Origin of the sequence: Caulobacter sp. CCG-8, assembly GCF_037402475.1 — a bacterium.
GTDB lineage: Bacteria > Pseudomonadota > Alphaproteobacteria > Caulobacterales > Caulobacteraceae > Caulobacter.
The window spans coordinates 130,911-157,091 of the sequence record NZ_JBBEUD010000005.1 but is presented as its reverse complement, the minus strand read 5'-3'; the positions used below and the strand labels follow the sequence as shown (position 1 = coordinate 157,091).

20 protein-coding genes and 1 pseudogene are annotated in these 26,181 nt (G+C 69.5%); 9 read left to right on the top strand and 12 right to left on the bottom strand.

The features are described 5' to 3' along the window. Positions 1-62: 62 nt before the first annotated feature. Positions 63-2,915 (bottom strand): TonB-dependent receptor, encoded by a 2,853-nt coding sequence (locus WAE60_RS06375; RefSeq protein WP_337685456.1) that lies wholly within the window; start codon positions 2,913-2,915, stop codon positions 63-65. Between WAE60_RS06375 and WAE60_RS06370 the strand changes: the two genes are divergently transcribed. Beyond that, a complete protein-coding gene (locus WAE60_RS06370; RefSeq protein WP_231499516.1) occupies positions 2,896-3,033 on the top strand; it encodes a hypothetical protein in 138 nt (45 codons plus the stop codon). The genes WAE60_RS06375 and WAE60_RS06370 overlap by 20 nt on opposite strands. Positions 3,034-3,186: 153 nt before the next feature. Here WAE60_RS06370 and WAE60_RS06365 read toward each other — a convergent pair whose 3' ends face one another. Both WAE60_RS06365 and WAE60_RS06360 read right to left on the bottom strand, forming a co-directional pair. Next, positions 3,187-6,225, bottom strand: coding sequence for a glycosyl hydrolase family 28-related protein (locus tag WAE60_RS06365; protein ID WP_337685455.1), 3,039 nt, complete (start codon positions 6,223-6,225; stop codon positions 3,187-3,189). Positions 6,226-6,295: 70 nt separating this feature from the next. Further along, positions 6,296-9,301, bottom strand: coding sequence for a glycosyl hydrolase family 28-related protein (locus WAE60_RS06360; RefSeq protein ID WP_337685454.1), 3,006 nt, complete (start codon positions 9,299-9,301; stop codon positions 6,296-6,298). Positions 9,302-9,463: 162 nt separating this feature from the next. On the opposite strand from WAE60_RS06360, the gene WAE60_RS06355 reads away from it, so the two are divergent. After that, positions 9,464-10,009 (top strand): gluconokinase, encoded by a 546-nt coding sequence (locus tag WAE60_RS06355; protein WP_337685453.1) that lies wholly within the window; start codon positions 9,464-9,466, stop codon positions 10,007-10,009. A gap of 9 nt (positions 10,010-10,018) precedes the next feature. On the opposite strand, the gene WAE60_RS06350 is transcribed toward WAE60_RS06355, so the two are convergent. Next, positions 10,019-10,696: an FCD domain-containing protein gene (locus WAE60_RS06350; RefSeq protein WP_029915262.1), complete on the bottom strand. Its 678-nt coding sequence runs from the start codon at positions 10,694-10,696 to the stop codon at positions 10,019-10,021. Between the two features lie 332 nt (positions 10,697-11,028). On the opposite strand from WAE60_RS06350, the pseudogene WAE60_RS06345 reads away from it, so the two are divergent. Beyond that, a pseudogene (locus WAE60_RS06345) lies at positions 11,029-11,235 on the top strand (LuxR C-terminal-related transcriptional regulator); the annotation flags it as partial. Between the two features lie 32 nt (positions 11,236-11,267). Here WAE60_RS06345 and WAE60_RS06340 read toward each other — a convergent pair. Both WAE60_RS06340 and WAE60_RS06335 read right to left on the bottom strand, forming a co-directional pair. Continuing rightward, positions 11,268-11,765, bottom strand: a complete 498-nt coding sequence (locus WAE60_RS06340) for a type II toxin-antitoxin system VapC family toxin (RefSeq protein WP_029907115.1) — start codon at positions 11,763-11,765, stop codon at positions 11,268-11,270. After that, positions 11,765-12,019 (bottom strand): type II toxin-antitoxin system Phd/YefM family antitoxin, encoded by a 255-nt coding sequence (locus WAE60_RS06335; RefSeq protein ID WP_337685452.1) that lies wholly within the window; start codon positions 12,017-12,019, stop codon positions 11,765-11,767. Before WAE60_RS06335 ends, WAE60_RS06340 begins: the two co-directional genes overlap by 1 nt. Before the next feature lie 206 nt (positions 12,020-12,225). On the opposite strand from WAE60_RS06335, the gene WAE60_RS06330 reads away from it, so the two are divergent. Both WAE60_RS06330 and WAE60_RS06325 read left to right on the top strand, forming a co-directional pair. Next, positions 12,226-13,596, top strand: coding sequence for a cation:proton antiporter (locus tag WAE60_RS06330; protein WP_337685451.1), 1,371 nt, complete (start codon positions 12,226-12,228; stop codon positions 13,594-13,596). A gap of 162 nt (positions 13,597-13,758) precedes the next feature. Continuing rightward, positions 13,759-14,127 (top strand): YciI family protein, encoded by a 369-nt coding sequence (locus WAE60_RS06325; RefSeq protein ID WP_337685450.1) that lies wholly within the window; start codon positions 13,759-13,761, stop codon positions 14,125-14,127. Positions 14,128-14,139: 12 nt separating this feature from the next. Here WAE60_RS06325 and WAE60_RS06320 read toward each other — a convergent pair whose 3' ends face one another. The 4 genes from WAE60_RS06320 to WAE60_RS06305 form a co-directional block, all read right to left on the bottom strand. Further along, complete coding sequence (locus tag WAE60_RS06320; protein WP_337685449.1) at positions 14,140-15,699, bottom strand: tryptophan halogenase family protein; 1,560 nt, start codon at positions 15,697-15,699, stop codon at positions 14,140-14,142. Positions 15,700-15,768: 69 nt separating this feature from the next. After that, on the bottom strand, positions 15,769-17,301 hold the full coding sequence (locus tag WAE60_RS06315) for a methyl-accepting chemotaxis protein (RefSeq protein WP_337685447.1): 1,533 nt from the start codon (positions 17,299-17,301) through the stop codon (positions 15,769-15,771). Positions 17,302-17,401: 100 nt separating this feature from the next. Next, entirely contained in the window at positions 17,402-17,935 is a 534-nt protein-coding gene (locus tag WAE60_RS06310; protein ID WP_029907109.1) for a dihydrofolate reductase family protein, read from the bottom strand. Between the two features lie 64 nt (positions 17,936-17,999). Continuing rightward, positions 18,000-19,556: a glucan biosynthesis protein G gene (locus tag WAE60_RS06305; RefSeq protein WP_337685446.1), complete on the bottom strand. Its 1,557-nt coding sequence runs from the start codon at positions 19,554-19,556 to the stop codon at positions 18,000-18,002. Positions 19,557-19,780: 224 nt separating this feature from the next. Between WAE60_RS06305 and WAE60_RS06300 the strand changes: the two genes are divergently transcribed. The 4 genes from WAE60_RS06300 to WAE60_RS06285 all read left to right on the top strand — a co-directional run bounded on the left by WAE60_RS06300 (position 19,781) and on the right by WAE60_RS06285 (position 23,404). Then, positions 19,781-20,896, top strand: coding sequence for an ABC transporter permease (locus WAE60_RS06300; RefSeq protein ID WP_029907107.1), 1,116 nt, complete (start codon positions 19,781-19,783; stop codon positions 20,894-20,896). Positions 20,897-20,982: 86 nt separating this feature from the next. Further along, a complete protein-coding gene (locus WAE60_RS06295) occupies positions 20,983-21,831 on the top strand; it encodes an ABC transporter ATP-binding protein (RefSeq protein WP_029907106.1) in 849 nt (282 codons plus the stop codon). Then, positions 21,831-22,769, top strand: coding sequence for an MlaD family protein (locus WAE60_RS06290; protein WP_029907105.1), 939 nt, complete (start codon positions 21,831-21,833; stop codon positions 22,767-22,769). Before WAE60_RS06295 ends, WAE60_RS06290 begins: the two co-directional genes overlap by 1 nt. After that, positions 22,766-23,404 carry an ABC-type transport auxiliary lipoprotein family protein gene (locus tag WAE60_RS06285; protein WP_029907104.1) on the top strand — a complete coding sequence of 213 codons (639 nt, stop codon included), beginning with the start codon at positions 22,766-22,768 and terminating at the stop codon, positions 23,402-23,404. The genes WAE60_RS06290 and WAE60_RS06285 overlap by 4 nt, the downstream gene beginning before the upstream one ends. Here WAE60_RS06285 and WAE60_RS06280 read toward each other — a convergent pair. Both WAE60_RS06280 and katG read right to left on the bottom strand, forming a co-directional pair. Next, positions 23,401-23,841, bottom strand: a complete 441-nt coding sequence (locus WAE60_RS06280; RefSeq protein ID WP_337685445.1) for a transcriptional repressor — start codon at positions 23,839-23,841, stop codon at positions 23,401-23,403. The genes WAE60_RS06285 and WAE60_RS06280 overlap by 4 nt on opposite strands. Before the next feature lie 112 nt (positions 23,842-23,953). Then, positions 23,954-26,134, bottom strand: a complete 2,181-nt coding sequence (gene katG, locus WAE60_RS06275) for a catalase/peroxidase HPI (RefSeq protein ID WP_337685444.1) — start codon at positions 26,132-26,134, stop codon at positions 23,954-23,956. Positions 26,135-26,181 lie beyond the last annotated feature (47 nt).

The window sequence follows — 26,181 nt, the reverse complement described above, 5'->3', positions numbered from 1 at the left end:
GCAGGAGAGCCGTTTCGATCCGGGCGGCGCCGCCCAGGGGGAGGTGGTGGAAGCGGCTCAAGTTAGAATTCGTAGCGAAGACCGACGTGGTAGAACCGGCCCAGCAGGTCGTAGAGCGCCGGGTTGGCGTCGAGACCGGTATTGGTCTGCGGCGAGGGCGTCGGATCCTTGTTGAACAGGTTGGCGACCTTGAAATAGGCCTTCAGACCATCCCTGACCTCGTACGAACCGCTGAGGTCGACATAGGTCGCGCCCTTCATCCGGTTGTAGTCGATCGTCGGATAGTTGTTGTTGTCCGCCGCGCTTCTGCCGGTCGGGCAGCTGCCGGGGGCGCACTCGATGTACTGGCCGCCGATGACACCGTCGCTGAACCAGCGCTCCTGCAGGCTGAGCATGAACCGGTCGGAGGTCCAGGTCTGCACGGCCAGCACCTTCCAGTCCGGCGTGTTGCCCGAATTCTGGCCCGCGCTGTCGATGACGGAGCCGCCGGGGAAGCCCTGATTGGTGACGTACTTGTGCACGTTCGTCGCCAGGGCGCGCAGGTCGAAGTGGCCCGGCACGCCCGGCATATCGAAGCGGTAGCTGGCCTCCATGTCGAAGCCGCTCGTCTTGATCGAGGCCAGGTTGAACACCTGGGCGGTCACGAACGGGGAAGGCTGGTTGAGGTTGAAGTTGCCGCAGTACTGCGTCAGGCCCGCATAGCAGAAGTTGACGACCTGCTGGGCGCTGAGGCTGGAGATGCCGCCGTTCAGCACGATGTTGTACCAGTCGACGGAGGCGCTGAAGCCGGGGAACCACTTCGGGTTGGAAAGGACCACGCCAAGCGAGACGTTCTTGGCGATTTCCGGCTTCAGGTCCGGGTTGCCGATCACGTTCTGCAAGAGCGTCAGCGCGCCGGGTCCCGCCGGTTGACCCGCGGGGGGCGTGCCGGTGGAGGGAATGGTGAAGTTGGGCTGCGTCGTGGTGACCGGCGCGGCGAACAGTTCCGACAGGTTGGGCGCCCGCACGTCGCGCGAGGTGACCGCCCGCAGGCGGATCCCCTCCAGCGGCGTGTCCCAGGTGCCGCCGACCTTCCAGGTATAGACGGTGCCCGAGGTGCTGTAGTCGGTCCAGCGGCCGGCCATGTTGAGGTTGGCCTTGCCGGCGGCTTCGGAGTCCACCAGCGGCACGTTCACTTCCGCATAGGCTTCCTTGACGCTGTATTTGCCGGCGCCCGAGTGATAGTTGCCCGCGAACCAGTTGTTGCCCTGGGTGTTCAGGATCGGGTCGGCCGGATAGTCGACGGTGTAGGGCGAGGCCGCCGAACCGTCGCCGTAGGGGTCGCCCTGGACGTGGTACTGCTCGCGGCGATATTCGGCGCCGACGGCCAGCGAGATCGGGCCGGCCCAGCCCTGGATCGGCTCGCCGGTGACGTTGATGCTGGCCACGTCCTGCTTCTGGACCGAGTGCTGGTACGGGCCGTTCTTCGGGGTGATGTAGGCCAGGGCCGCGTCGCTGGGCGTCTGGCCGCCGAACACGTTGATCGGCTGGCACCCGTTGGCCCGCGCGGTCGCGTCGGCGCAGACGATCTGGCCGTTCAGCAGGACCGCCTGGACGGCCTGCCGGTAGCGCGGGGTCAGCAGGATGTCGCGGACATGGATGTTCGTCGTGTTCTGGCCGTGCGTGTAGTAGGCGTCGTACGACCAGTCCTTGTCGAAGGCGTTGAACTTGCCGTCGGCGCCGATCACCGCGCGGACCTGGGTCCGGGTCGGATGGACCGAGATGTTCCGCGGCAGCAGCGCGTTGCTGGTGCCGAAGGTGAACTGGGTGATGCCGTTGTTGGCGCAGGCCGTGACGACCGAAGCCGGCAGGTACGGGTTGGAGCACTGCAGCGTCAGGCCGGTCGTGGCCGCGCCCGGATTGGGCTGGTTGGCGCTCTCGACGCGGGCGACGTTCAGGGTGCCGTAGATCTCGTTGTTGTCGTCGATGTCGTAGGCGACGCGGGTATAGCCGTTCAGGCGCTTGATCTCGGACTGCAGCGACGTGCCGACGCCGACGTTGCCCGACAGATCGCCGCCGACGCAGAAGCCGCCGTTCGAGTAGCAGTTGGTCACGTTGCCGGCGGCGTTCTTAACCGGCACGCCGTTCGAGCCGTACTGGAACTGGAACGGATTGCCGGCCTTGTCGAAGGCGGTGCCCTGCAGCGGCCCGGCGCTGATCAGGCCGTACTTGGTGTACTGATAGGCCTGGGCGTGCTCGCGATAGAGGTACTGCGGCGAGCCGTCGTTGGTGACGCCGCGGTTGACCAGGGTGGCGGTCGTGTACCAGTCGCGGTCGCCGGGCGCGTCCTCGCCGAACCCGCCGGCCGGAACGCCTTCCTCGTCATCATATTCGCCGCTGAGCTGCACGTGCAGCTTGCCGCCCATGAAGGACTTGCCGACCGCGACCTGGGCCAGGAACTGCTCGTTGTCGCCGTAGGTGGTGACGCCGGCCGCGAAGTTCGACTTGAAGCCCTCGAAGCGCTTGTCGGTGATGAAGTTGACCACGCCGCCGACCGCGTCCGAGCCGTACGAGGCCGAGGCGCCGCCGTTCACGACGTCGACGCGCTGGACCAGCAGTTGCGGGAACAGGCTGATGTCGGGGACGCCCGTGACGTTGGCCGGGACCACGCGCTGGCCGTCCAGCAGGGTCAGGGTCCGGATGGTGCCGAGGCCCCGCAGCGAGAACGAGGAGAGGCCCTGCTGGCCGCTCGAGGTGCTGAAGGTGCCCGTCGTCGCGCCGGTCGACCCCTGCAAGGAGGGCAGCTGGGCGATGGTGGTGAAGACGTTCGGCTCGGCGTTGCGTTGCAGATCCGCCTCGCCCAGGGCCTGGGTCGGCGTGGGGGCGGTGAAGTTGGTGGATTTGATCCGGCTGCCGGTGACGATGATCGTCTCCACGGTCGAGGATTCCTGCGCGGCGGCAGGCGCCGGCGCGGACGGCGCCGTCTGGGCGCTCGCGGCCCCCGCCATCGCCATCAACGCCACCGCGCTCGTCGCGAACAGAGCGCTCAAATAGGACGGTCCCCCGCCGGCGCGACCAACACCACTCATCCTGCTGCCTCCCTCATTTTCGTTGAGTCCATCGACCGATGGCCTTGAGGGAATTTGTCAGGCTAGCCGCGGGCAAACCATTAGACCATGGTCGTAGTCCCGGGCCGCGAGGGCGGCTTCAGCGCCCTCGCACCGCGTAAAGCGCGTGATGGGTCAGGACGAACAGGGTCCGCTTGTCCGCTCCGCCGAAGACCAGTTGCAGCGGCCGCTCGGGCACGTCGATGCGGCCCAGCTCCCGCCCGTCGGGGGCGTAGACGAAGACCTGGCCGTTGGCGACATAGACCCGCCCTTCCGGATCGGTCGCGACGCTCTCGCCGCCCCGATCGGCGAAGACCTTCAGGTCCGTCACCTCGCCCTGGGGCCCGACCAGGCCGCTGTAGGTCTTGTTCTCGGAACTGTTGGCGACGAACACCCGCTGGCCCGGCTTGGCCGTGGTGAAGCCGTAGGTGTCCAGCGAGTCCGAGAAGCGCAGGCCCCGGTAGTCGGGCGGTCCCTGCTGGAAGACGCGGTAGGCCGGCAAGGCCAGGCTGCCGTCGGGCGAGACGTATTCCTTGGCCTTGGGCAGCGCCATGTCGCGGGCGAACAGCTGGGCCAGGGTCGTGAACTGGTAGGTCTCCGGATCCAGCTGGTCCTTGAACTCGGCGTTGTTCCACCAGTTGACCGGCAGCACGGTCGCCGCCCCGGCATGGTCGGCGGCCGGGGTCGGCGCGATCACCGCGACCTCGGTGTCGGGGCTGCCCGGCTTGAAGCTGTAGACCGTGCCGTCGCGGCCGTCGGACGACAGGACCAGCAGGTTCCCCGAGCCGTCGACGGCCAGGTTGATCGGGTCCAGCGTGTTGTCGCGCACGATCGACAGCTTGCGCGCGTCCGACCAGCTGTAGATGCGCTGGTGGCGGCGGTCGGTGAAGTAGAGCGTCCCGGCCGCGTCCACGGCGCCGCCGCCCAGCGAGAAGAAGCCGTCGCCCAGCTTCTCGATCCGGGCCCCGGCGGGGAAGATCGAGGGCGTGACCGGCGACGGGTGGGCGGTCAGGTCCAGCACCGCGAACTGCCGCTCGCGCGCCTCCAGCCCGCTGGTGACGTCCTGGATGGCGTTCTCGTAGGGGTACTTGGTCAGGCGCAGGAAGGTCGCGCAGCCGCTCTCGTCGCAGGTGCTGAAGCCGCTCTCGCCGTTCACCGCCACGTTGCGGAAACGGATGTCCTGCGAGTTGTAGACCTTGACCGCCGCCGCCGCCGGCCGCCGCGTCCGGGTGACGCGATAGCCGTGGTAGTTGGCCACCAGGATGTCGCGGGAGTCGCGGATCTCCAGCGAGACGGTGTCCTCGCCCTCCCCGGCCTCCTCCTCGGTCTGCGGCGCCAGGAGCTCCCAGTTGGCCACGCGGTTGAGGCTGATCTCGGTGCGCACGTGGTGCTCGACCGAGGCCTGGTAGATGTAGCCGGGGGTCTGGGTGTCGGACACGTAGATGCCCGAATAGGCGTAGGTGCTGGGGCTCCAGATGTTGGCGAAGGTCCCGCCGCCGCCGTTGGTCACCCACAGGCTGGGATACTGGCCAGCCCAGCGCTTGGCCGGATCGGCGTCGGCCGTGGCGTTGGCGTTGTACGGATTGAACCGTTCGCCGTCGTACAGATTGGTGCCGTGGCCGCCCTGGAACTTGACGTCGTCGACCAGCGAGTTGGCGCCCGCCGTCCACAGCAGGGCCGTGGCGCGCGGATTGATCCCGCCGGTGTTGAGCCCCAGGCCGAAGACGATGTTGTCGCCCTTGTCCGCCGAGGCGACCAAGGCCTTGGGCGCGCCGGCGCCCTGGTAGCCTTCGGTGCGGTCGGGCAGCACGATCTGGGTGAGGCTGGGGTGCAGGCCGATCAGCACGGTGTCGGGCCGCAGCTTCAGGGTGTCGGCGACCCGGTAGAAGCCGGTCGGAAAATAGACCACGCGATGGGCGTCGATCGCCTTCTGGACAGCGGCGGTGTCGTCCGTGGCGTTGTCGCCCTTGGCCCCCAGCGTGCGCACGTTCACCCAGTCGGCGACAGGCGGCAGGGCCCGGATCGCCGGGGTGCGCCGCGCCGGCAGGCCCGGAAGGGTCTCGGCCTTCATATCCGTCTTGTAGGCGCCGACCTGGCCCAGGCCCGGCAGGGTCAGGCCATGGGTGAACGACGAAACGCGATAGGCCTTGCCCTTGCCGGCCTCGGTCTTGCCGCTGTCGCGGAAGCGGGCGAACACCGGGGTGTTGGAGGCCACGGCGTTGTCGAAGCCGACCTGGGTGTAGACGTTGTTCTCGTTGGAGATCACCACGCCGGCCTTGGAAACGTTCTCGAAGCGGACGTCCTTGCCCCACAGCCAGTCGCCGTAGCCGCGGTCGATCTCGATGCCGACCGGCGTGTCGCGCAGGGTCACATTGACCAGGGTCAGGCCGGCCTCGTGCTCGCGGATGGCCGCGTCGCGCTGGCCCTCGAAGGTGGAGTCCAGCAGCACGAAGCCCCAGGCGGGCGAGGTCTTCTCGGCCAGGATGCCGTAACGCCCGCCCTTGAAGTGCAGGTCCTCGGCCTCGTTGCCCACCTGGTACAGCCCCGCCAGGCCCGAGCCGATGTCGAACTCCATGTGGCTGACGAAGGCGTGCTGGGCGGCGTGGAAGCGGATCGCGGTCGCGGCAGGATTGCCGTCGCCGATCTTGAAGTCGATGTTGGCCATCGCGCTGTAGAAGGTGCCCGAATTGGCGTCGGCGATGGCCTTGTCGAACGGCACGCTGCCCGGGACCGGGAACGGCACGCGGCGGGCCGGGTCGCGCTTGGCCCCGGCGAAGATCACCATGTTGGCCACGCCCTTCTGGAAGCCCGCCGTCCTGTCGCCCAGTTCGATCACCGGGCGCGTGGCGCCGACGCCGAACACCCGCACGCCCGGCCACAGGAACAGCGTCTTGCTGATCCGGTAGCGGCCGGACGGCAGGAAGACCAGGCCGCCGCCGGGCTTGGCCGCGGCGGCGTCGATCGCGGCCTGCAGGGCGGCGGTGTCGTCGGCGCGGCCGTCGCCCTTGGCCTTGACCGTCACGGCGGCGGGATCGTCGGGTGCGGTCGCGAAGACCGAGACCGAAGCCCAGGCCGATCCGGCCGGGACCACGACGGACGCGATCGAAGCCGCGCCCAGCGCGACGAGCCAAGTCTTCATGGCGAAACTCCCCTACCCGCGACGAACCGCCGGATGTCGGCCCGTCGCGCGAACAAACGCAAGCCCCCGGTCAGGGCGTGACCGCATAGAGCGAATGATGGGTCAGGACGAAGAGGGTCTTCTTGTCCGGTCCGCCGAAGATCAGCTGCAGCGGCCGCTCGGGCACGTCGATGCGGCCGGCCGGCTTGCCGTCGGGCCCGTACTGGAAGATCTGGCCGTTGGCGACGAACACCCGGCCCTGGCCGTCGACCGCGACGCTCTCGCCGCCGCGATCGGCGAAGGCCTTCAGGTCGGTCAGCGTCCCGCCGGGGCCGATCTGGCCGCTATAGGTCTTGTTCTCCGAGCCGTTGGTGACGAACACCCGCTCGCCGACCGCGCCGCCGATCAGGCCGTTGGCCTGCAGGCTGTCGGCCCAGCGCCAGCCCACATGGTCGGGCGGCCCCTGCTGCCACACCCGGAAGGCGGGCAGCGACAGGCTGCCGTCGGGCGAGACGTATTCCTGGGTCTTGGGCGTGCCGACGTCGCGGGCGAACATCTGCGCCAGGGTCGTGAACTGGTCGGTGGCCGGGTCGTACTGGTCCCGGAACTCGCCGTTGTTCCACCAGTTGACCGGCAGCAGGGTCTTGCCGCCCGCACGCGGAGACGCGGGCGTCGGGGCGATCATCGTCATCTGGTCCTTGGGACCGTCGGGATCGATCGAATAGACGCTGGCCTGCGGGCCGTACGACGACACCACCAGCAGCTTGCCCGAGCCGTCGACCGCCAGGTTGGTCGGGTCCAGCGAATTGTCGCGCACCACTTCCAGACCCTTGGCCGCCGTCCAGCGATAGATCCGCTGGAAGCGCTTCTCGACGAAGTACAGCGCCCCGTCCGCGCCCACCGTCGCGCCGGAGATCGACCAGAAGCCGGTCTCCAGCTTGCGGACCTTAGGGTCGGCGGCCGTGGCGACGGGCGACGGATCGCCGGTGACGTCCAGCACCGCGAACTCGCGTTCGCGCACCTCCTGCTTGCGGCTCTTGTCCTGGATGGCGTTCTCGAACGGATACTTGCTGGCCCGCAGATAGGTGCCGCACCCGATCTTGTCGCACAGGGCCACGCCGCTCTCGGCGTTGATGTGGACGTTGCGGAAGCGGATGTCGGTCGAGTTGAACAGCTTCACCGCCGTCTCGGCCGGATGGTACGACCGCGTGACCCGATAGCCGTGATAGTTGGCGAACAGGATGTTGCGCGAGTTGCGCACCTCCAGCGAGACGGCGTCCGGCCCGTCGCCGACCTCCTGCTCGGTCTGGGGCGCCAGGAATTCCCAGTTCTCGACATTGTCGAGCACGAACTCGTTGCGCACGTGGTGCTCGACCGAGACCTCGTAGATGTGGCCCGGCGTCTTGGTGTCGCTGATGTAGAAGCCGGCCGAGGCGAAGGTGTTGGGGCTCCAGACGTTGGCGAAGGTGCCGCCGCCGCCGTCGGTCACCCAGATGCTCGGGTACTGGCCGTCCCAGCGGCCGTCGGCGACGGGATCGCCGCTGCGGGCCTGCAGCGCGCCCAGCGGCTTGCCGTCCATGGTGGGCGTGCCGCCGCCGCCCATGATCTTGACGTCGGTGACCTGCGAGGTCGCGCCCGACCGCCACAGCAGGGCCGAGGCGCGCGGATTGACCCGGCCGGTGAAGATCCCGAGCCCGAACAGGATGTTGTCGCCGCCCTTGGGCGCCTCCAGCACGGGCGTCACCGGCCCGACGCCGGCGTGGCGCGGGTTGTCGTCGGGGATCACCAGCTGGGTCATGGCCGGGTGCAGGCCGATCAGCACGGTGTCGGGCCGCAGCTTCAGGGTGTCGGTGACCTTGTAGAAGCCGATCGGCAGATAGAGCACGCGGTGCGTGTCGATCGCCTTCTGCAGGGCGGCGGTGTCGTCGGTCTTGCTGTCGCCCTTGACGCCCAGGGTCTTGACGTTGGTCCAGTCGGCGACCGGCGGCAGGGCGCGCAGGGCCGGCGCGGACGCGGCCGGCAGGGCCTTCAGCGGCGTCACGTCGGCGACGGTCTTGTACTCGCCCGTCTGGCCCAGGCCCGACAGGGTCAGGCCGTAGGTGAACGCGCCCACCCGATAGGCCCGACCCTTGCCGGCCACGGTCTTGCCGCTGTCGCGGAAGCGGGCGAACACCGGGGTGTTCGAGGCCACGGCGTTGTCGAAGCCGATCTGGGTGAAGACGCTGTCCTCGGCCGAGATCACGACCCCGGCCTTGGAGACGTTCTCGAACCGGACGTTCTTGCCCCACAGGCTGTCGCTGTAGCCGCGGTCGATGTCGATACCGACCGGCGTGTTGCGGATCGCCACATTGACCAGGGTCAGGTCGACCTCGTGCTCGCGGATCGCGGCGTCGCGCTGGCCGTCGAAACTGGAGTCCACCAATGTGAACTGCCAGGCCGGCGAGGTCTTCTCGGTGACGATGCCGTAGCGCCCGCCCTGGAAGTGGACGTCCTCCATGATGTTGCCGGCCTGGTAGACGCCGGCGAAGGCCGAGCCCAGGCGGAAGTTCATGTGGCTGAGGAAGGCGTGCTGGGCCATGCGGAAGCGCACGCCCGCCGCGGCCGGATTGCCCTCGCCGATCTCGATGTCGATGTTGGCCATCGACGAATAGAAGGTGCCCGAATTGGCGTCGCGCACCTTGTCGGTCGGCGGGACCACGGTCGACACCGGTACGGGGATGTCGCCGACCTGGTACTGGTCGCCGCCCGTGAACACGATCATCGTGCCCACGCCCTTCTGGAAGCCCGGCGTGTTGGGGGCCAGCACGAAGACCGGTCGGGTCGCGCCCACCCCGAAGACGCGCACGCCCGGGGGCACCAGGATCGTGCGGCTCAGGCGGTAGCGGCCCGAGGGCAGGAAGACCAGACCGTGGCCGGTGGGATCGCGCGCGGCGTCGATGGCCTTCTGGACGGCCTCGGTGTCGTCGGCGCGGCCGTCGCCCACGCCCTTGACGGTGATCGCGCGGGGATCGTCGGGCGCTGTGAGGAGGACGGAAGCCGCCTGGGCCAAGGCCGGGGTCGAAACCCCCAGAAACGCCGCCAGAAGGACCGCCCGCATGCCGCTCTCCTTGTTACAATCCCTTATCGATAAGGGATCGGCCCATACCCGCCATCCTCGACCATGGTCGTAGTTACGCCTTGTCGGCGGCCCGGTAGAACCCCTGGGGTGCGGTCAGCCTGTCGACGGTTCGGCGGGTCGCCCAGCGTTCAGGGAGCCCGTTTGCAGCCGCCACCCCGTCCTGTCCCGTCCGCCGGCCTCGCCATCATCGCCATGGGCGTCAGCGGCAGCGGGAAGTCGACCCTGGGCGCGCTGCTGGCCGATCGGCTCGATTGCCCGTTCCTGGAAGGCGACGATTTCCACGACGCCCGGGCCGTGGCCAAGATGCGCGCCGGCCGCCCTCTCGACGACGACGACCGCTGGCCGTGGCTGGACCGCCTGGGCGAGGCCGTCGCCCGGTCCCTGGCCCCGGGACGGCCGGTCGTGGCGGCCTGTTCTGCGCTTCGGCGCAGCTACCGCCAGCGCCTGCGCGACGCCATCGGGGCCCCCACCCGCTTCGTGCTGCTGGACGCCAGCCAGGACGAGCTGCTGCGGCGGCTCACCCAGCGCTCGGGCCACTACATGCCCGCCAGCCTGCTGGACAGCCAGTTGGCCACGCTGGAACGTCCGGATGCGGACGAAGCGGTGTTCACGCTCGACGCCGTCGCCCCGCCCGACCGCCTGTGCGAGATCGCCCAGGCCTGGCTGGCGGACGGCGCCCGCCCCTAGGGCGCTGCCCTAAGGCATCAGCCGCTTTCGTCCGCGCGACAGGTGCCAGCGCATGGCCAGGGCCGCGCCGTCGCCGTCCTGGGCGCGGATCGCCTCGACGATGAGTTCGTGCTCCCGCATCATCTCGGCGATCGCCTCGGGCGGCCGCGACCGCGAGATGTCGACGCCGGCGCGCATGATCCGGTCGACGTCGGGCTGCAGGGCCTCGAACGCCAGCAGGAAGGCGGGGTTGGCGGTGGCCTGCACGATGCGACGGTGCAGCTCCATGTCCTCGGCGTGGGCCGGGGCGTTCGACAGCAGCGCCTTGCGCAGATCCGACAGCGCCCCCTCGATGCTGGTCATCTCCTCGTCCGACCGCCGCGCCGCCGCCAGCCGCGCCGCCTCGGCCTCGAGCACGAAACGCACTTCATAGCTGCCCAGGGTCGAGGGCAGTTCGGACAGCGGCATGTAGGCGCCCAGCTTGTCCGACGGGCGATTCTTCACGAACGACCCGGCCCCGCGACGCGGCTCGGTGATGCTGTCGGCAGCCAGCCGGACCAGCGCCTCGCGCACGATCGTGCGCGACATGCCGAAGATTTCCGCCAGGCGCGCCTCGGACGGCAAGCGATCCCCGACCTCCATCCCGTCGGCGTTGATCATCTCGACGATGCCCGTATAGGCCCTGTCGGCCAAACGGCCCTCGCTCATCCACCCATCTCCACATTCGGCAAGCGCCGCCGTCGCGGGGGCGAGCTTGTTCCAACTCGCCACGCCCCGTCAAATCTGTATGACAGGTTTCGACATTACGCCTGTCAAAAACAAATGTTCACGTTCACATTTCGCAAATCGCTTGAACTTGTCCAACAGATAGCGTTACCATCCTGGAACACGACCCGCGTTCACCGACTCTGATCGGCGAACGGAAAACAAACGGGCGTCGCACCGCTGATGATGGCTGCGCTGGGATGAAACAGAGGGGTTCAAGCATGAGCACGACGGCAGTCCGCGTTATCGACCGCGATCTGGAAGCGGCGTTCGAGGAACTCACGCCGACCCAGCTAAAGGTGCTGGAAGGCGTCAATTCAGGCCTGCTGAACAAGCAGATCGCCTTCGACCTCGGCATCGCCGAGGCCACGGTCAAGGCCCACATGACCGCGCTGATGCGCAAGCTCAACGTCCACAACCGCACCCAGGCGGCGATCGCCGCCCAGGCCCTGGTGCACGGCCTCCGCTCCGTCGCCCGATAGACACGCCAGGGGCGGCGCCGCCCGCCCCCGCGTCAGCCCCGCACGAAGATGTTGCGCAGCCATTGCGACCCGGCCTTGGCGGCCTGGCCCCAGTCCTCGCTGTCGTCCAGCGCCTCGGGCTTGTAGCCCCAGGGGTTGAACACCTTCAGCCGGTTGACCTTGAAGGCCGCGACGTCGCGGGTGACCAGGGTCAGGCCGTGCTCCAGGGCGGTGGCGGCCAGCAGGGCGTCGCGGGCGTCGGTCAGCGGCAGGCGGCCCCGCCCGCGCACGACGGCGGCGTCGACCGGCAGGACCCGCCCCTCGAAGGCGACGGCGACCTGGTCGTTCAGCCAGGTCCGCAGCGCCTGGCCTGTCGCCTTGTCCTTCCGCTCGGCCCGCGCGACGCCGGTCTCCAGCTCCAGCAGGGTGACGGCCGAGATGAACAGGCTGGACCGGGCGACGCCGGCGGCCCAGCCGGCCAGGCCCGGATCCGTGCCGCCGGCCTTGGCGTTGCGCAGCTCGAAGACGATGCCGGTGTCGAGCAGGTACATCAGCCGCGCCAGCTTCCGGGGGTGTCCCAGGCCTCGGTCGAGCGGACCTCGGCGACGTCCAGGCTGGCCGGCGCGGCCATGGCCAGCAGGTCGACGATGGTCTCGGTCTGGCCCGACAGCTTGCGATAGGCCTCGATGCTCATCAGCACATGGGTGGTCTTGCCCCGATCGGTGACGAACACCGGCTCGATCCGCGCCGCCCGCTTGGCCTGGCTGACATCCTGGTTGAAGTCGCGACTCGAGATGATTTTCACGTGCCTACATACCTACATTGACAAGGCTGTCTTGTAGGCACGTTACTACGTTGTGGCGTTCTCGCAACAGGAAATAAGCCAGCAAAAACAATCTTCTGTACGCGAGCGTCAAAAACGCTCTTTCAACTTGCGCGCCCCGCCGGCTTCTGCGCGGCTTTGAACCAACGGCGGTCAACGCCGAGGGATTTCAAACAGGGGGGACACACGTGTCCGACATCATTTCCAGCCTCGTCACGACCGTGACGGGCATACTCGACCCGCACGGCCCGGCCACGAAGGTCGCCGCCCACAGCTTCACGCCGGGCGACTTCAGCGTTCACTTCTTCCTGCAGCTGGCCGTCATCGTCCTGGCCTGCCGGGTCGTGGGCTGGCTGGGCCAGAAGCTGCTGCAGCAGCCGCAGGTGGTCGGCGAGATGATCGCCGGCGTGGTGCTGGGCCCATCCCTGCTGGGCCTGCTGTTCCCCGACTTCCAGCTGGCCCTGTTCCCCAAGGAGACCAAGAACGTCCTGTACGTCGGCGCCCAGCTGGGCGTGGGCCTCTACATGTTCATGGTCGGCACCAGCTTCCAGGCGGGCCACTTCAAGGCCAAGGCCAAGAGCGCCATGAGCGTGTCGTTCGCCGGCATCGCGGCCCCGTTCATCATCGCGGCCCTCATCACCCCGTTCCTGCTGAAGGTGCCGGGCCTCTTCGCCGCGACCATCGGCCAGGGCAGCGCGACGCTGTTCATGGGCGCCTGCATCGCCCTGACCGCCTTCCCGATGCTGGCCCGGATCATCAACGAGCGCGGCCTGGCCAAGACCTCGCTGGGCACCCTGTCCCTGACCGCCGGCGCCTTCGACGACGCGGTGTCGTGGTGCGTGCTGGCCGTGGTGCTGGCCACCTTCGGCGGCGGCCCCGGCGTGGCGGTCCTCGCCATCGGCGGCGGCCTGGCCTGGGTGGCCTTCGTCACCATCCTCGGCCCGAAGATCCTGGCTCCGCTGGGCCGCATCGTCGAGCGCGAAGGCGAGATGAGCACCGGCGTCCTGGCCATGGTCATCCTGGCCTTCTGCGTCTCGGCCTTCCTGATGGACGCCGTGGGCATCCACGCCATCTTCGGCGGCTTCATCCTGGGCGTGGTCATGCCGCGCGGCAAGCTGGTGGAGGAGCTCAAGCGCAAGGTCGAGCCGATCGCCGTCGTCCTGCTGCTGCCGATGTTCTTCACCTATTCGGGCCTGAACACCCGGATGGACATGGTCAACTCGCCGCAACTTCTCTTGATCGCCCTGGGCGTCCTGGTCTGCTCGATCCTGGCCAAGTGGGGCGCCTGCTACGCCGCCGCCCGCCTGACCGGCGAGAACCACCACACCGCCATGGGCATCGGCGCCCTGATGAACTCGCGCGGCCTGATGGAGCTGATCATCATCAACATCGGCCTGCAGAAGGGCATCATCGGCCCGACCCTGTTCTCGATGCTGGTGCTGATGGCGATCGTCACCACGGTCATGGCCAGCCCGCTGTTCGAGGTGGTCTACGGCAAGAAGGCCCGCGAGACGGGCGAGCTGGACGCCATCGACGGCGCCGTCGCCAAGGCCGCCTGACCACTTCCCCAGTCGACTTCCCAGTCGCTTCCCTGCCCTCGCTCTCCTGCCGGAGCGAGGGCTTCTTTTTGGCCGGACCACGAGCCGATGTCGGCATCCGACGCCCCCGTTCGTCGTTTCGACGCCAGGCCGATGCGGCCGGCGCGGACAAGGAGACGGACGATGCGCGTGATGGTGCTCGTGAAGGCGACCGAAGACAGCGAGAAGGGTTTCTTCCCCACGCCCGAGACCCTGGCGATGATGGAGGCGATGGGCCGGTTCAACGACGAGCTGGTCAAGGCCGGCGTCATGAAGGCCGGCGACGGCCTCAGGCCCTCGTCGGAAGGCAAGCGCGTCGCCTTCGACGGTCCCGGCCGCACGGTTGTCGACGGGCCGTTCCCCCAGACCCGCGAGCTGGTGGCCGGCTTCTGGCTCTGGGAGGTCAAGGACATGGACGAGGCGGTGGCCTGGGTGAAGCGCTGCCCGAACCCCATGCCGGGACCCAGCGAGATCGAGATCCGGCCGCTGTACGAAGAAGCCGACTTCGCCTGAGCCCGACCGGCCTCAGGCCGGCTCCAGCGGCCGGTCGAAGCCGAAGCGGTTGATCTGGGCGATCAGGTCGCGGTGGCTGGGCAGGTCGTGGGTGGCCCGGTCGCCGAACGTGCGGATCTTGGCGAACAGCTTCTCGGCGCCCGCCACGTCGGGGAACTCGCTGCGCCCCGGCGACAGGTCGGTTTTGAAGCCCATGCCGTACAGGATGTACTGGTAGTTGAAGAAGGCGAAGGTCTCGAGGTCCAGGATGAAGTCGTAGCGGGTGGGCGGCCGCCAGCGCCACTGCTCCAGCAAGTCGACCAGCCGCTCGGGGATCGAGGCCGGGTCGGCGTTCTCGCGCCAGAACGGCTCGGTCCGCTGGCTCAGGCAGTAGTGCAGCTTCAGGAAGGTGATGATGTTGTCGAAGCGGGCCGTCATCAGCTCATTGAAGCGGAACGCCGGGGCGCTGATCGGGCCGTTGTGCGGGAAGAGCTCGGCGATGATCGCCACCGCCGCCTCGATCAGCACCACGCCGGTCGATTCCAGCGGCTCCAGGAAGCCCGCCGACAGGCCCACGGCCACGCAGTTCCTGACCCACTGCTTGGTGCGGTAGCCGGCCTCGAACGACAGCGCCCGAGGCGTGACCTCGACGCCCTCGCCCAGATAGCCGCGCAGGATCGCGGCGGCGCGGTCGTCGTCGATGTGGTCGCTGGAATAGACGCAGCCCACACCGCGCGCGCCGTTCAGCCCGATGTCCCAGGTCCAGCCGGCCTCGTGCGCGGTGGCGATCGTGAAGCTCTGGATCGGCGCGTCCGGACGGTCGTAGGGCACCTTGCAGGCCAGGGCGCGGTCGGCGAACAGGATCGGCCGCGCCGACTTGAACGGGGCCTTCATCGCCCGGCCGATCAGCTCGGCGTGGAAGCCGGTGCAGTCGATATAGAGGTCGGCGTCCAGCCGGCCGTGCTCCTGGCAGGTGACGTGGTCGATGGCGCCCGTGGCGTCCAGTTCCACGCCCGTCAGCAGGCCCTGCACGTGGCGCACGCCCAGCTCGCGGGCCCGCTCGGCCAGCACCTGGGCTAGCTTGGCGGCGTCGAAGTGGTACGCGTAGTTCAAGGGGCCCGAGAAGTTGCCCTCGTGCGGCCGCTTGGGGGCGCGCTGAGCGTCGGCGACCCGGGCCTGGATGGTCATGGCCTCGGCGAACGGCGCGCGGGTCGCCTCGTTCTGCAGCAGCCAGTAAGGGGCCAAGCTGGTCCCGTCGGTCGAGAACGGGGCCTCGAACGGGTGGAAGTACTGGTGGCGCCCGCCGCTCTCCTTCGGCGCCCAGGCCCAGTCGTTGAAGCGGATGCCCTGCTTGAAGGTGGCCGAGGTCTCGCGGATGAACCGGGCCTCGTCGATGCCCAGGAACTGCAGGGTCGTGCGGATGGTCGGGAACGTGGCCTCGCCGACGCCGATGATGCCGACGTCGGGCGATTCCAGCAGGGTGATCTCCAGATGCGCCTGCTCGGCGATCCGCAAGGACTTGGCCAGATAGGCCGCGGTCAGCCATCCGGCCGTGCCGCCCCCGACGATCAGGATTCTGCGTCTACGATCCATGCCGCCTTGATAGCCCGGCGCGCCGCAAAAGCGGAAAGCAAAGTTCGCCGACGCGCCCGCGGGCCGGGACTACCGCCCCGGCCGCGCGAAGGCGGCCACGCGCTCGCGGGCCTGGTGCACGGGATGCTCGCGCGACGGCGCCTGGGTCGAGCCCGTCCGGAACCCGCCCACGTGGTTGGAAAGGTCCGCGGCCTCGGCGCGCAGGGCATGGGCCGCCGAGGTCGACTGCTGGACCATGGCCGTGTTGCGCTGGGTCACCTGGTCCAGCTGGTTGACGGCCACGTTGACCTGGCCCAGCGCGGCGGCCTGCTCGTTGGCCGAGGCGGCGATCTCGTCGACCAGGGTGTCGATGACCCCGACCTTGGCGACGATGCCGCGCAGGGCCTCGCCCGTCCGGCCGACCAGGTCGACGCCCTCGCCCACCTGGCGGCTGGAGTCGGCGATCAGGGTCTTGATCTCCTTGGCGGCCTCGGCCGAGCGCTGGGCGAGCGCCCGCACTTCCTGGGCCACCACCGCGAAACCGCGGCCGGCGTCGCCCGCGCGGGCGGCCTCGACCCCGGCGTTGAGGGCCAGCAGGTTGGTCTGGAAGGCGATCTCGTCGATCACGCCCAGGATCTGCGAGACCTTGGCCGAGGAGCTCTCGATCTGGGTCATGGCCTCGGCGGCGCGGGTCACCACCTCGCCCGAGGTCTGGGCGTCGGCGGCGGCTTCGCGGACCTGGGCCGAGACGGCCTTGGCGCTCTTGGCGGTCTGCTCGACCGTGGCGGTCAGCTGTTCGACGGCCGCGGCGGTCTCCTGCAGGGTCGCGGCCTGCTGCTCGGTGCGCTCGGCCATGTCGTCGGCCGCGCGGGCGATGTCGTCGGTCCCGGCCCGGATGTCCAGCGCCCCGCGCGACACCGCGCCCATGGCCTTGTCCAGCGCCGCGGCGGCGTTGTCGAAGTCGGTCTTCAGGCGCTCGAACTCCGGCGACAGCGCGCCGTCGATCCGCACCGACAGGTCGCCCGAGGCCAGCCGCGACAGGGCCACGCCCAGGGCGGCCACGGCGGAGGCCTGCTGCTGTTCGGCCGCCTGACGTTCGGCCTCGAGGCGGTCGCGCTCTTCCAGCAGCACCGTGAAATAGGCCGAGACGGCCAGGTCCATGTCCAGGAACACCGCCTTGGCCAGGGCCGAGACCTGGTCGGCCGCGCCGTCGTCGGCCTTGGCCCCGCCGAACATCCCCTTGGCGGACGAGCGCTTGCCCAGCACCGCATGGATCAGCTTGTCCAGCACCAGGGCGTAGCCGCCGATCGACCAGCGCGGCTCCAGGCCGGCGCGGGCGTTGGACTGGCCGATGCGCTCGACCGCCGCCACATAGTCGGGACCCTGGTCGCCCGACAGCATCCGCCGCCAATGGGCCACCTGACGCGCCTGGGCGCTCTCGCCCTTCCCGTCCTTGAACAGGGCCCGCGTCTCGGCGAAGCCCCGCAGCTGTTCGTAGAAGCTTTCCAGCGCCTCGGGCACCGCAGCGTCCAGCACCGGCTTGGCCGCCTGCAGCGCCGACCGGGACCGATGATCGAACCGCATGAAGCTCAGACGTTGGTCGAGCTGGTCCTTGGCGCTCATGCGGCTCCCCCGAGTCGTTGACTGTACTTTGGGCGATACCGGTGAACCGAATTCATTAACCAAGCTTGAAGCGTGGCCGTCCGCGCGCGCCCAGGCCGGCCTAGGCTGGAACGTAGTTCAGCGCGAACGCGTCCTCGCCCACGGGCCCGCTGGACACCAGCCGCAGCGGCGGCCGGGGCCCCGCGAAGAACGGCGCGCCGCTTCCCAGCACGAAGGGGCGATAAAGCAGCCGGTATTCGTCGATCAGGCCCAGATCGGTGAGGCTTTGGGCCAGGTTCGGCCCGGCGACCTCGATCTCGCCCTCGAACCGGGCCTTCAGGTCGCGCATCGCCGTCGCGAGATCGCCCTCGATCAGGGTGGCGTTGGGGCCGACCGTCTTCAGGGTGCGCGAGACCACCCACTTGGGCTGGCGCCGCCAGACCACCGCGAACTCGCGTTGCGGCGCGTCCCACTCGGGACGGTCCTCGTCCCAGTACTGCATCAGCTCGTAGACGACGCGCCCGTACACGCTGCCGCTCAGGCTGCCCACCCAGTCGATGAAATGCCGGAACAGTTCGGGACCGGGCGCCGGCAGCACCGTGTGGTCCACATAGCCGTCCAGCGACTGGACCATTCCGAAGACGAACTTCGCCATCTCTCCCTCCGTGGGCCGGCGGGAGCCTAATCGCGGGCGGACAGGGGCGCAAACGCCCAGCCCATCACGCCGTCCAGAGGTACTTCCAGGTCTCCGAGATCGCCTGGTCGCCCCGCGTCAGGCGCAGGGTCAGGTCGACATTGGCCGCCTTGGGGCGCACGCCGAAGGCGACGCGGGCCGCCGCCTCGTCGGGATAGGGCGACAGGTCCTTCCAGACGATCTCGCCGCCCGTGGCCTGGAGGTCCATCGCCACCCCGTCCAGCCCCTCGGCCAGGGCCCCGCCCTGCAGGTCGATCGTGAACAGCCGCAGGCCCGCCTGGGCGTCGGCGCCGGTGCGGGTGCGGAACACCCGGGCGTCGGGACTGGCGAAGCGCTCCTGGCCCCAGTGGAGGCGATAGCGCAGGTCGACCTGGCTGCCCGCCTTCCAGGGATCCTTGGGCCGCCAGAAGATGGCGATGTTGTCGTCGGTCTCTTTCGTGGTGGCCAGCTCGGCCAGGTGCACCGCGCCCTCGCCCCAGGCGTCCAGGGGCTCGACCCACAGGCTGGGCCGCAGGTCGTAGCGGGCCTGCAGGTCGCCGAAGTCCTCCAGGGTCCGCGCCCGCTGGACCAGGCCGAAGCCCTTGGGGTTCTGATCCTGGAAGCTGCTGAGGCGGTGGGCCTTGGGGTTCTGCAGCACGCGCCAGATGTGCTCGCCCTGCCCCGTCCAGATCGCCAGGCCGTCGCTGTCGTGCACGGCGGTGCGGTAGTCCTGCAGGGGCGACGGGTCGGCGATGTTGAACAGGAACATGCTGCTCATGGCCGCCACGCCCGCCTTGGCCAGGGTGGTGCGCGGGAAGATGCTGGCGGCCACGTCGAAGACCACGTCCTCGCCCGGCCGGATCGTGAAGCTGTAGACGCCGCTGCAGCTGGGGCTGTCCATCAGGGCATGGACGACCACCGCGTCGCCGTCGATGGCCCCATTGTTGTTTTGAGGCCGCTCAAGCCAGAAGGCGGTGAAGTCGGGGAACTCCTCGTTCGGCTCGCCCGCCCCGATCGCCAGGCCGCGCGCCGACAGGCCGTAGCGCTGGCCCCGGCCCAGGCTGCGGAAGTAGCTGGCGCCCTGGAACACCGCCACCTCGTCCATCTTGCCCGCCTCGTTCAGCGGCCACAGCAGGCGGAAGCCGGAAAAGCCGTTCCAGGCCTTGGCGACGTCGGCGTGCTCGCCCGGGATGTCGAACATCGCCGGGTCGAAGGCGATGGGCCGCGCCAGGCCGGCGGCCACCTCGAAGATCGGCAGCGGCCGCGGATAGAGCCAGGCCGGCGGGAAGAACTCGGCCCGGAACGGCGGCTGGCGGTCCTTCCACAGGTCGGCCTCCGCCCGGAAGCGGATGCGGAAATATTCGTCGTAGGTCAGGCCGGTGATCGTCGGCGGCGCGGGCGGCTTGACGTAGGGCGCGGCGGCCAGCGCCCGGGCCTTGTCGCGAAGCCCCTCGACGGAGAACGGCTGGCTGACCGCGCCGTCGACGGCCGGCGCCCCATTCGAAAGGACTTGGGCGGCGGCCAGTCGCGGCGCCAGGGCCAGGACAGCCGACAGCGAAAGCCGGCCGAGCGCCGCGCGACGGTTGAGCAGACTGGAAAACATCCGGGCCTTGTAAAGCAACGCCCCCGTTGCACGCCACACAACGCACCTTTAGCGACAAAGGTTCGCGCATTCGCCTCGATCGCGGACAACGTCGCTGGCGCGCGGCGCCGCACCCGCCTATTCCTAACGCGACAAGCGTTGCAACAAGCCAGGCCTTGGCACGTTTGGGCTTGGTCGAGGGCCTGATAAGGTTCGACGGCGGATAGAGGGACCGACAACACTTCATGGGCGCTCCGGCTGATTTCACCCTCAAGGAGACCGCCGGTCACAAGACCGCCGTGCTCTCGGGGGACTGGACCGCCCGCGGCATGGTCGACGCCGGCGAGCGACTGGTCCAGGCCATGGAAGGGTCGCAAGCGGTCGATCTGGACCTGCGCGACATCACCCGCTGCGACACCGCCGGGGCCTACGCCATCATCCGCGCCGCCGACGGCCGGATCAGCGCCGGCAAGATCAAGGCCGGTCCGCGCACCCTGCGCCTGCTGCAGCTGGTCGACGACGCCATCCAGGTCGAGCCCGAGGCGGCGCCCCCACAGAAGGGCTTCCTGGCCCTGCTGGAGCGCATCGGCCGGGGCGTCTACGGCCTGGGCGACGACCTCTACAGCACCACCGCCTTCCTGGGGCACCTGCTGGTCGCCATCGCCCGCTGCATCGCCAAGCCCAGCCGCATCCGCTGGGCGCCGGTGGTCTCGCTGGCGGAACGGGCGGGCCTGGACGCCATCCCGATCGTCTCGGTCACCACTTTCTTCATCGGCGCGGTCGTGGCCCTGCTGGGCGCCAACCTGCTGACCCAGTTCGGCGCCCAGGTGTTCGCGGTCGAGCTGATCGGCATCTCGGTGCTGCGCGAGTTCAACATCCTGATCACCGCCATCCTCCTGGCCGGCCGCTCGGCCTCCAGCTTCGCGGCCGAGATCGGCTCGATGAAGATGAACCAGGAGATCGACGCCATGCAGGTGATGGGGGTCGATCCCTACGAGGCGCTGGTGCTGCCGCGCTTCGCGGCCCTGCTGCTGACGATCCCGCTGCTGACCTTCGTGGCCACCCTGGCGGGCCTGGCGGGCGGCATGCTGGTCACCTGGGCGGCGCTGGACCTGTCGCCGACCTTCTTCCTGCAGCGGATGCAGGACGCCGTCGGCGTGCAGCACTACTGGATCGGCCTGTCGAAGGCCCCGGTCATGGCCATGGTCATCGCCGCCATCGGCTGCCGCCAGGGCATGGAGGTCGGCAACGACGTGGAGTCGCTGGGCCGCCGGGTCACCGCCGCCGTGGTCCACGCCATCTTCGCGATCATCGCCATCGATGCGGTCTTCGCCCTGATCTACATGGAGCTGAACCTGTGAGCCCGGCCGACGCGCCCCCGCCCCAGGGCCCCGACGCCCAGGCGCAGGCCCAGGCCCAGGCTCAGGCTCAGGCCCAGACCAAGGCGCTGGCCAAGGCCACGCCCCATGTCGAGGACGAAGCCGAGTCGACCGCCGAGGCCCCGCCGATCCGGGTCACCGGCCTGGTCTCGCGGTTCGGCGACAACGTCATCCACGACGGCCTGGACCTGACCGCCGAGCGCGGCGAGGTGCTGGGCGTGGTCGGCGGCTCGGGCGCGGGCAAGTCGGTGCTGCTCAACACCATCATCGGCCTGAAGGTCCCCGACGGCGGATCGGTCAAGCTGTTCGGCCAGGACATGGCCGACGCCTCGCGCCGCCGCTGGAGCGTGATCGAGCGCCGTTGGGGCGTGCTGTTCCAGCAGGGGGCGCTGTTCTCGAACCTGACCGTGCGCGAGAACGTCGCCGCGCCGCTGCACGAGCACACCCGCCTGCCCAAGGGCGAGATCGAGCATCTGGCCGATCTGAAGATCGCCCTGGTCGGCCTGCCCGCCCGGGCCGGCAACCTCAAGCCCGCCGAGCTGTCGGGCGGCATGCGCAAGCGCGCCGGCCTGGCCCGCGCCCTGGCCATGGACCCCGAGCTGCTGTTCCTGGACGAGCCCACGGCGGGCCTGGACCCGATCAGCGCCGCGGCCTTCGACAGCCTGATCAAGGACCTGTCCGACAGCCTGGACCTGACGGTGTTCATGATCACCCACGACCTGGACACCCTCTACGAGATCACCGACCGGATCGCGGTGATCGCCGACAAGAAGGTGGTGGCCACCGGCTCGGTCCAGGAGCTGGAGAAGAACCCCCACCCCTGGATCCAGGAATACTTCATGGGGCCGCGCGGGCGCGCGGCCGCCGGCCAGGCGACGCCCAAATCGGCGCCGAAAGCCACACCGAGGACGAGCTGATGGAAAGAAACGCCAACTACGCCCTGGTGGGCGCGGCGACCCTGATCCTGTTCATGGGTCTGCTGATCTTCGCCGTCTGGCTGGCCAAGCTGAGCTTCAACCAGGAATACGACCTGTACGACGTGCTGTTCGTCGGCCCCGTGCGCGGCCTCTCGGATGGCGGCGAGGTGCACTTCAACGGCATCAAGGTCGGCGAGGTCACCAAGATCGCCCTCGACAAGTCCGACCCCAACCGCGTCATCGCCCGCGTGCGCGTCACTTCGGACGTGCCGATCAAGACCGACAGCTTCGCCACCCTGGAGCCCCAGGGCATCACCGGCGTGAACTACGTGCAGATCGCCGCCGGCACGCCCGCCAAGCCGCTGCTGAAGAGCACGGTCAAGAGCGGCGAGGTGCCCGTGATCCGCAGCCAGCGCAGCGCCCTGTCCGACCTGCTGGAGGGCGGCGGCACGGTGCTGACCCGCACCATCGAGGCCCTGGACCGCGTCAACCGCGTGCTGTCGGACGACAACGTCAAGACCTTCAGCGCCTCGCTCAGCGACATCCAGTCGGTCACAGCCGAGCTACGCGAGCGCAAGGCGATCATCGCCGACGCCCAGAAGGCCCTGCAGAGCATCGAGGCCACCTCGACCCGGATCGGCGAGCTGTCGGACTCGGTCAACGGCCTGGCCAACGGCGACGCCAAGCGCACCCTGAAGAACCTGGGCGACGCCGCCGACGAGCTGAAGGCCACCGCCAAGGACGTGCGCGGCATGGTCGGCAAGCTGGAAGGCCCGACCAGCGACTTCGCCACCACCGGCCTGCCGCAGCTGTCGTCGGCCGTCGTCACCCTGCAATCGGCCGCCGAGTCCCTGGACCGGCTGGTCAGCGAAGTCGAACAGAACCCGCGCGCCCTGGTCGGGAAGGCGCCCGCCAAGGAACTGGAGGTCAAGCCGTGAGCAAGCTGCGCATCACCCTGCGGACGGTCGCGATCGCCGCCACGGCCGTCGCCCTCACCGGCTGCATCAGCCTGTTCCCGAAGTCGAACCCGGCCGGGCTCTACCGCTTCGGCCACGTGGCGGCCGAAAGCTCGCGGCCGGCCAGCGACAAGAGCTTCGGGGTCTACAAGACCCCGACGGTCTTCACCCGCGCCGCGATGAGCGACCGCCTCCTGTCCGTGACCAACGGCGAGGCCGCCTACATCGCCGACGCCCGCTGGGTGTCGCCGGCCATCGTGCTGTTCGACGAGGCCGTGGCCCGCGCCTTCGAGGCCGACGGCAGCACCGCCCGCCTGGTCACCCGCGGCGAGGCCCTGAAGGCGGCCATGGCCCTGCGCCTGGAGGTCCGCTCGTTCGAGACCGACTACGTGAACGGCCCCAAGGCCGCGCCCGAGGTGCTGGTCGAGATCCGGGCCGTCATGACCCGCAGCAACGACCGCGCCCTGCTGGGCGACAAGGTGTTCGTGGCCCGGGTCAAGGCCGCCGACAACCGCCTGTCGGCCATCGTCCCCGCCTATGACCAGGCCGTGGACAAGGTGCTGACCGAGATCGTGGCCTGGGTCGGCGAGGCGGGCGCGAAGCTGCCGGCGACCTAGGTTTCCGGATCGGGCGGCGCGCCCGCTTCCCGCCGGAAGCGCACCAGGATCTCCACGCCGCCCGGCCGCTGGGCCAGGGCGTCGCGGACCATGGCCAGCACCGTGTCGGCCGAGACGTGCAGGTCCACCACCTGGCCGGACTCCTCGTAGACGAGGTGCGAGTGCGGCTCGGCCACGGTGTCGAACACCAGTTCGGCCGTGGTGGTGGCGAGGCGGCCGATGAGGCCGTGGTCGGCCAGCAGCTCCATCTGGCGGCCGAGGTCGCCCGAGGTGACGGCCACGCCGGCTTCGGCGACCAGCTCGGCCACCTCGGTCAGGGTCAGGTGCTCCTCCGGCGAGGCGCGCAGCAGCGCCAGCAGGCGCGGCAAGGCGCCGTGGCCGGCCAGGCCGGCGCGACGCAGCTCCTCCCGCAACGCGGCCTCCACCGCATGTGGCATCGAAGCGTCCTCCCAGAGGCGTCCGAACCGGCCGCGGTCGTTGAGCCGCCGCGGCCTGATCCGAAAGCTCAAAGACGTACGGGCGCGGCGTCGCCGCCGCGCCCTTGGAACATCAGGCGGCCAGGTCGAGCCGGTCGGCGTTCATCACCTTGTTCCAGGCGACGACGAAGTCCTTCACGAACTTCTCCTGGGCGTCCGAGGCGGCGTACACCTCGGCGAAGGCCCGAAGCTCGGCGTGGGAGCCGAAGATCAGGTCGACGCGCGTGGCCGTCCATTTCGGGTCGCTCGACTTGCCGTCGTGGCCGGCGAAGGCGTTGAGGGCGGTCGGGCTCCAGGTGGTGCCCATGGCCAGCAGGTTGACGAAGAAGTCGTTCGTCAGGGCGCCCGGACGGTCGGTGAACACGCCCGCCTTGGCGTCGCCGACATTGGTCCCCAGCACCCGCAGGCCGCCGACCAGGACGGTCATTTCCGGCCCGCTCAGGCGCAGCAGCTGGGCCCGGTCGACCAGGGACTCCTCGGGCGACATGAAGTGCTCGCCCGCCTTGCGGTAGTTGCGGAAGCCGTCGGAGCGCGGCTCCAGCGGCGCGAACGAGTCCGCGTCGGTCTGCTCCGCCGAGGCGTCCGCCCGCCCGGGGGCGAAGGGCACCTCGACCGGGACGCCGGCGTCCTTGGCCGCCTGCTCGACCGCCGCCGCCCCGCCCAGCACGATCAGGTCGGCCAGCGAGACCTTCTTGCCGCCGGCGGCCGCGCCGTTGAAGTCCTTCTGGATCCCCTCGAGGGCCGCCAGCACCTGGGCCAGGACCGGCGGGTTGTTGACCTCCCAGTCCTTCTGCGGCGCCAGGCGGATGCGCGCGCCGTTGGCGCCGCCCCGGCGGTCGGACCCGCGCCAGGTCGAGGCCGAGGCCCAGGCCGCCCCGACCAGCGCGGAGACCGAAAGTCCGGAGGCCAGGATCTTCTGCTTCAGGGCCGCGACGTCCGAGGCGTCGACCAGCGGATGGTCCACGGCCGGGATCGGGTCCTGCCAGATCAGGGTCTCCTCGGGCACCAGCGGGCCCAGGTAGCGGGCCTTGGGGCCCATGTCGCGGTGGGTCAGCTTGAACCAGGCGCGGGCGAAGGCGTCGGCGAACTGGTCGGGGTTCTCCAGGAAGCGGCGCGAGATCTTCCCGTATTCGGGATCGAAGCGCAGCGACAGGTCGGTGGTGAGCATCCGCGGCTTCTGCGCGGCGCCGCCAAAGGCGTTCGGGACGTCGGCCGGCGCGTCCTTGGCCTCCCATTGCTGTGCGCCGCCGGGGCTCTTGGTCAGCTCCCACTCGAACTTGAAGAGGTTCTCGAAGAAGTGGTTGCTCCACCGCGTCGGGGTCTGGCTCCAGGTGACTTCCAGCCCGGACGTGATCGCGTCGGCGCCGACGCCGGTGCCGTGCTTGCTGCGCCAGCCCAGGCCGTGGTCATGGATCTCGCCGCCTTCGGGTTCGGGACCGACGAACGACGGGTCGCCCGCGCCGTGGGTCTTGCCGAAGGTGTGGCCGCCGGCGATCAGGGCGACGGTCTCCTCGTCGTTCATCGCCATGCGCGCGAAGGTCTCGCGGATGTCATGGGCGGCGGCGACAGGGTCGGGATTGCCGTTGGGCCCCTCCGGATTGACGTAGATCAGGCCCATCTGCACCGCGCCCAGGGCCGAGTGCAGCTGGCGCTCGCCGCTGTAGCGCTCATCGCCCAGCCACGAGCCTTCGGGCCCCCAGAACAGTTCCTCGGGCTCCCACTGGTCGGCCCGGCCGCCGCCGAAGCCGAAGGTCTTGAAGCCCATGGACTCCAGGGCGACGTTGCCCGCCAGCACGTAGAGGTCGGCCCACGACAGCTTGGCGCCGTACTTCTGCTTGATCGGCCACAGCAGGCGGCGGGCCTTGTCGAGGTTGGCGTTGTCCGGCCAGCTGTTGAGCGGGGCGAACCGCTGCTGGCCGCCGCCCGCGCCGCCGCGGCCGTCGGTGATGCGGTAGGTGCCGGCGCTGTGCCAGGCCAGGCGGATCATCAGGCCGCCGTAGTGCCCGAAGTCGGCCGGCCACCAGTCCTGGGAGTCGGTCATCAGCGCCGTCAGGTCGGCGACCACCGCCTTGAGGTCGAGGGTCTTGAACGCCTTGGCGTAGTCGAACGCCTCGCCCATCGGGTTGGAGCGCGGCGAATGCTGGTTGAGGCTCTCGAGGCGCAGGTTCTTCGGCCACCAGTCGCGGTTGGTGCTGCGGGGACCATGTCCCATCGGGCATTGGCCCTGAATGCTGTCTTCGACCTTGGCGTCCATCGTTCTGTTCCTCCGCTTGAGCGTCCGTGATCGTCCGGCCCGAAGGC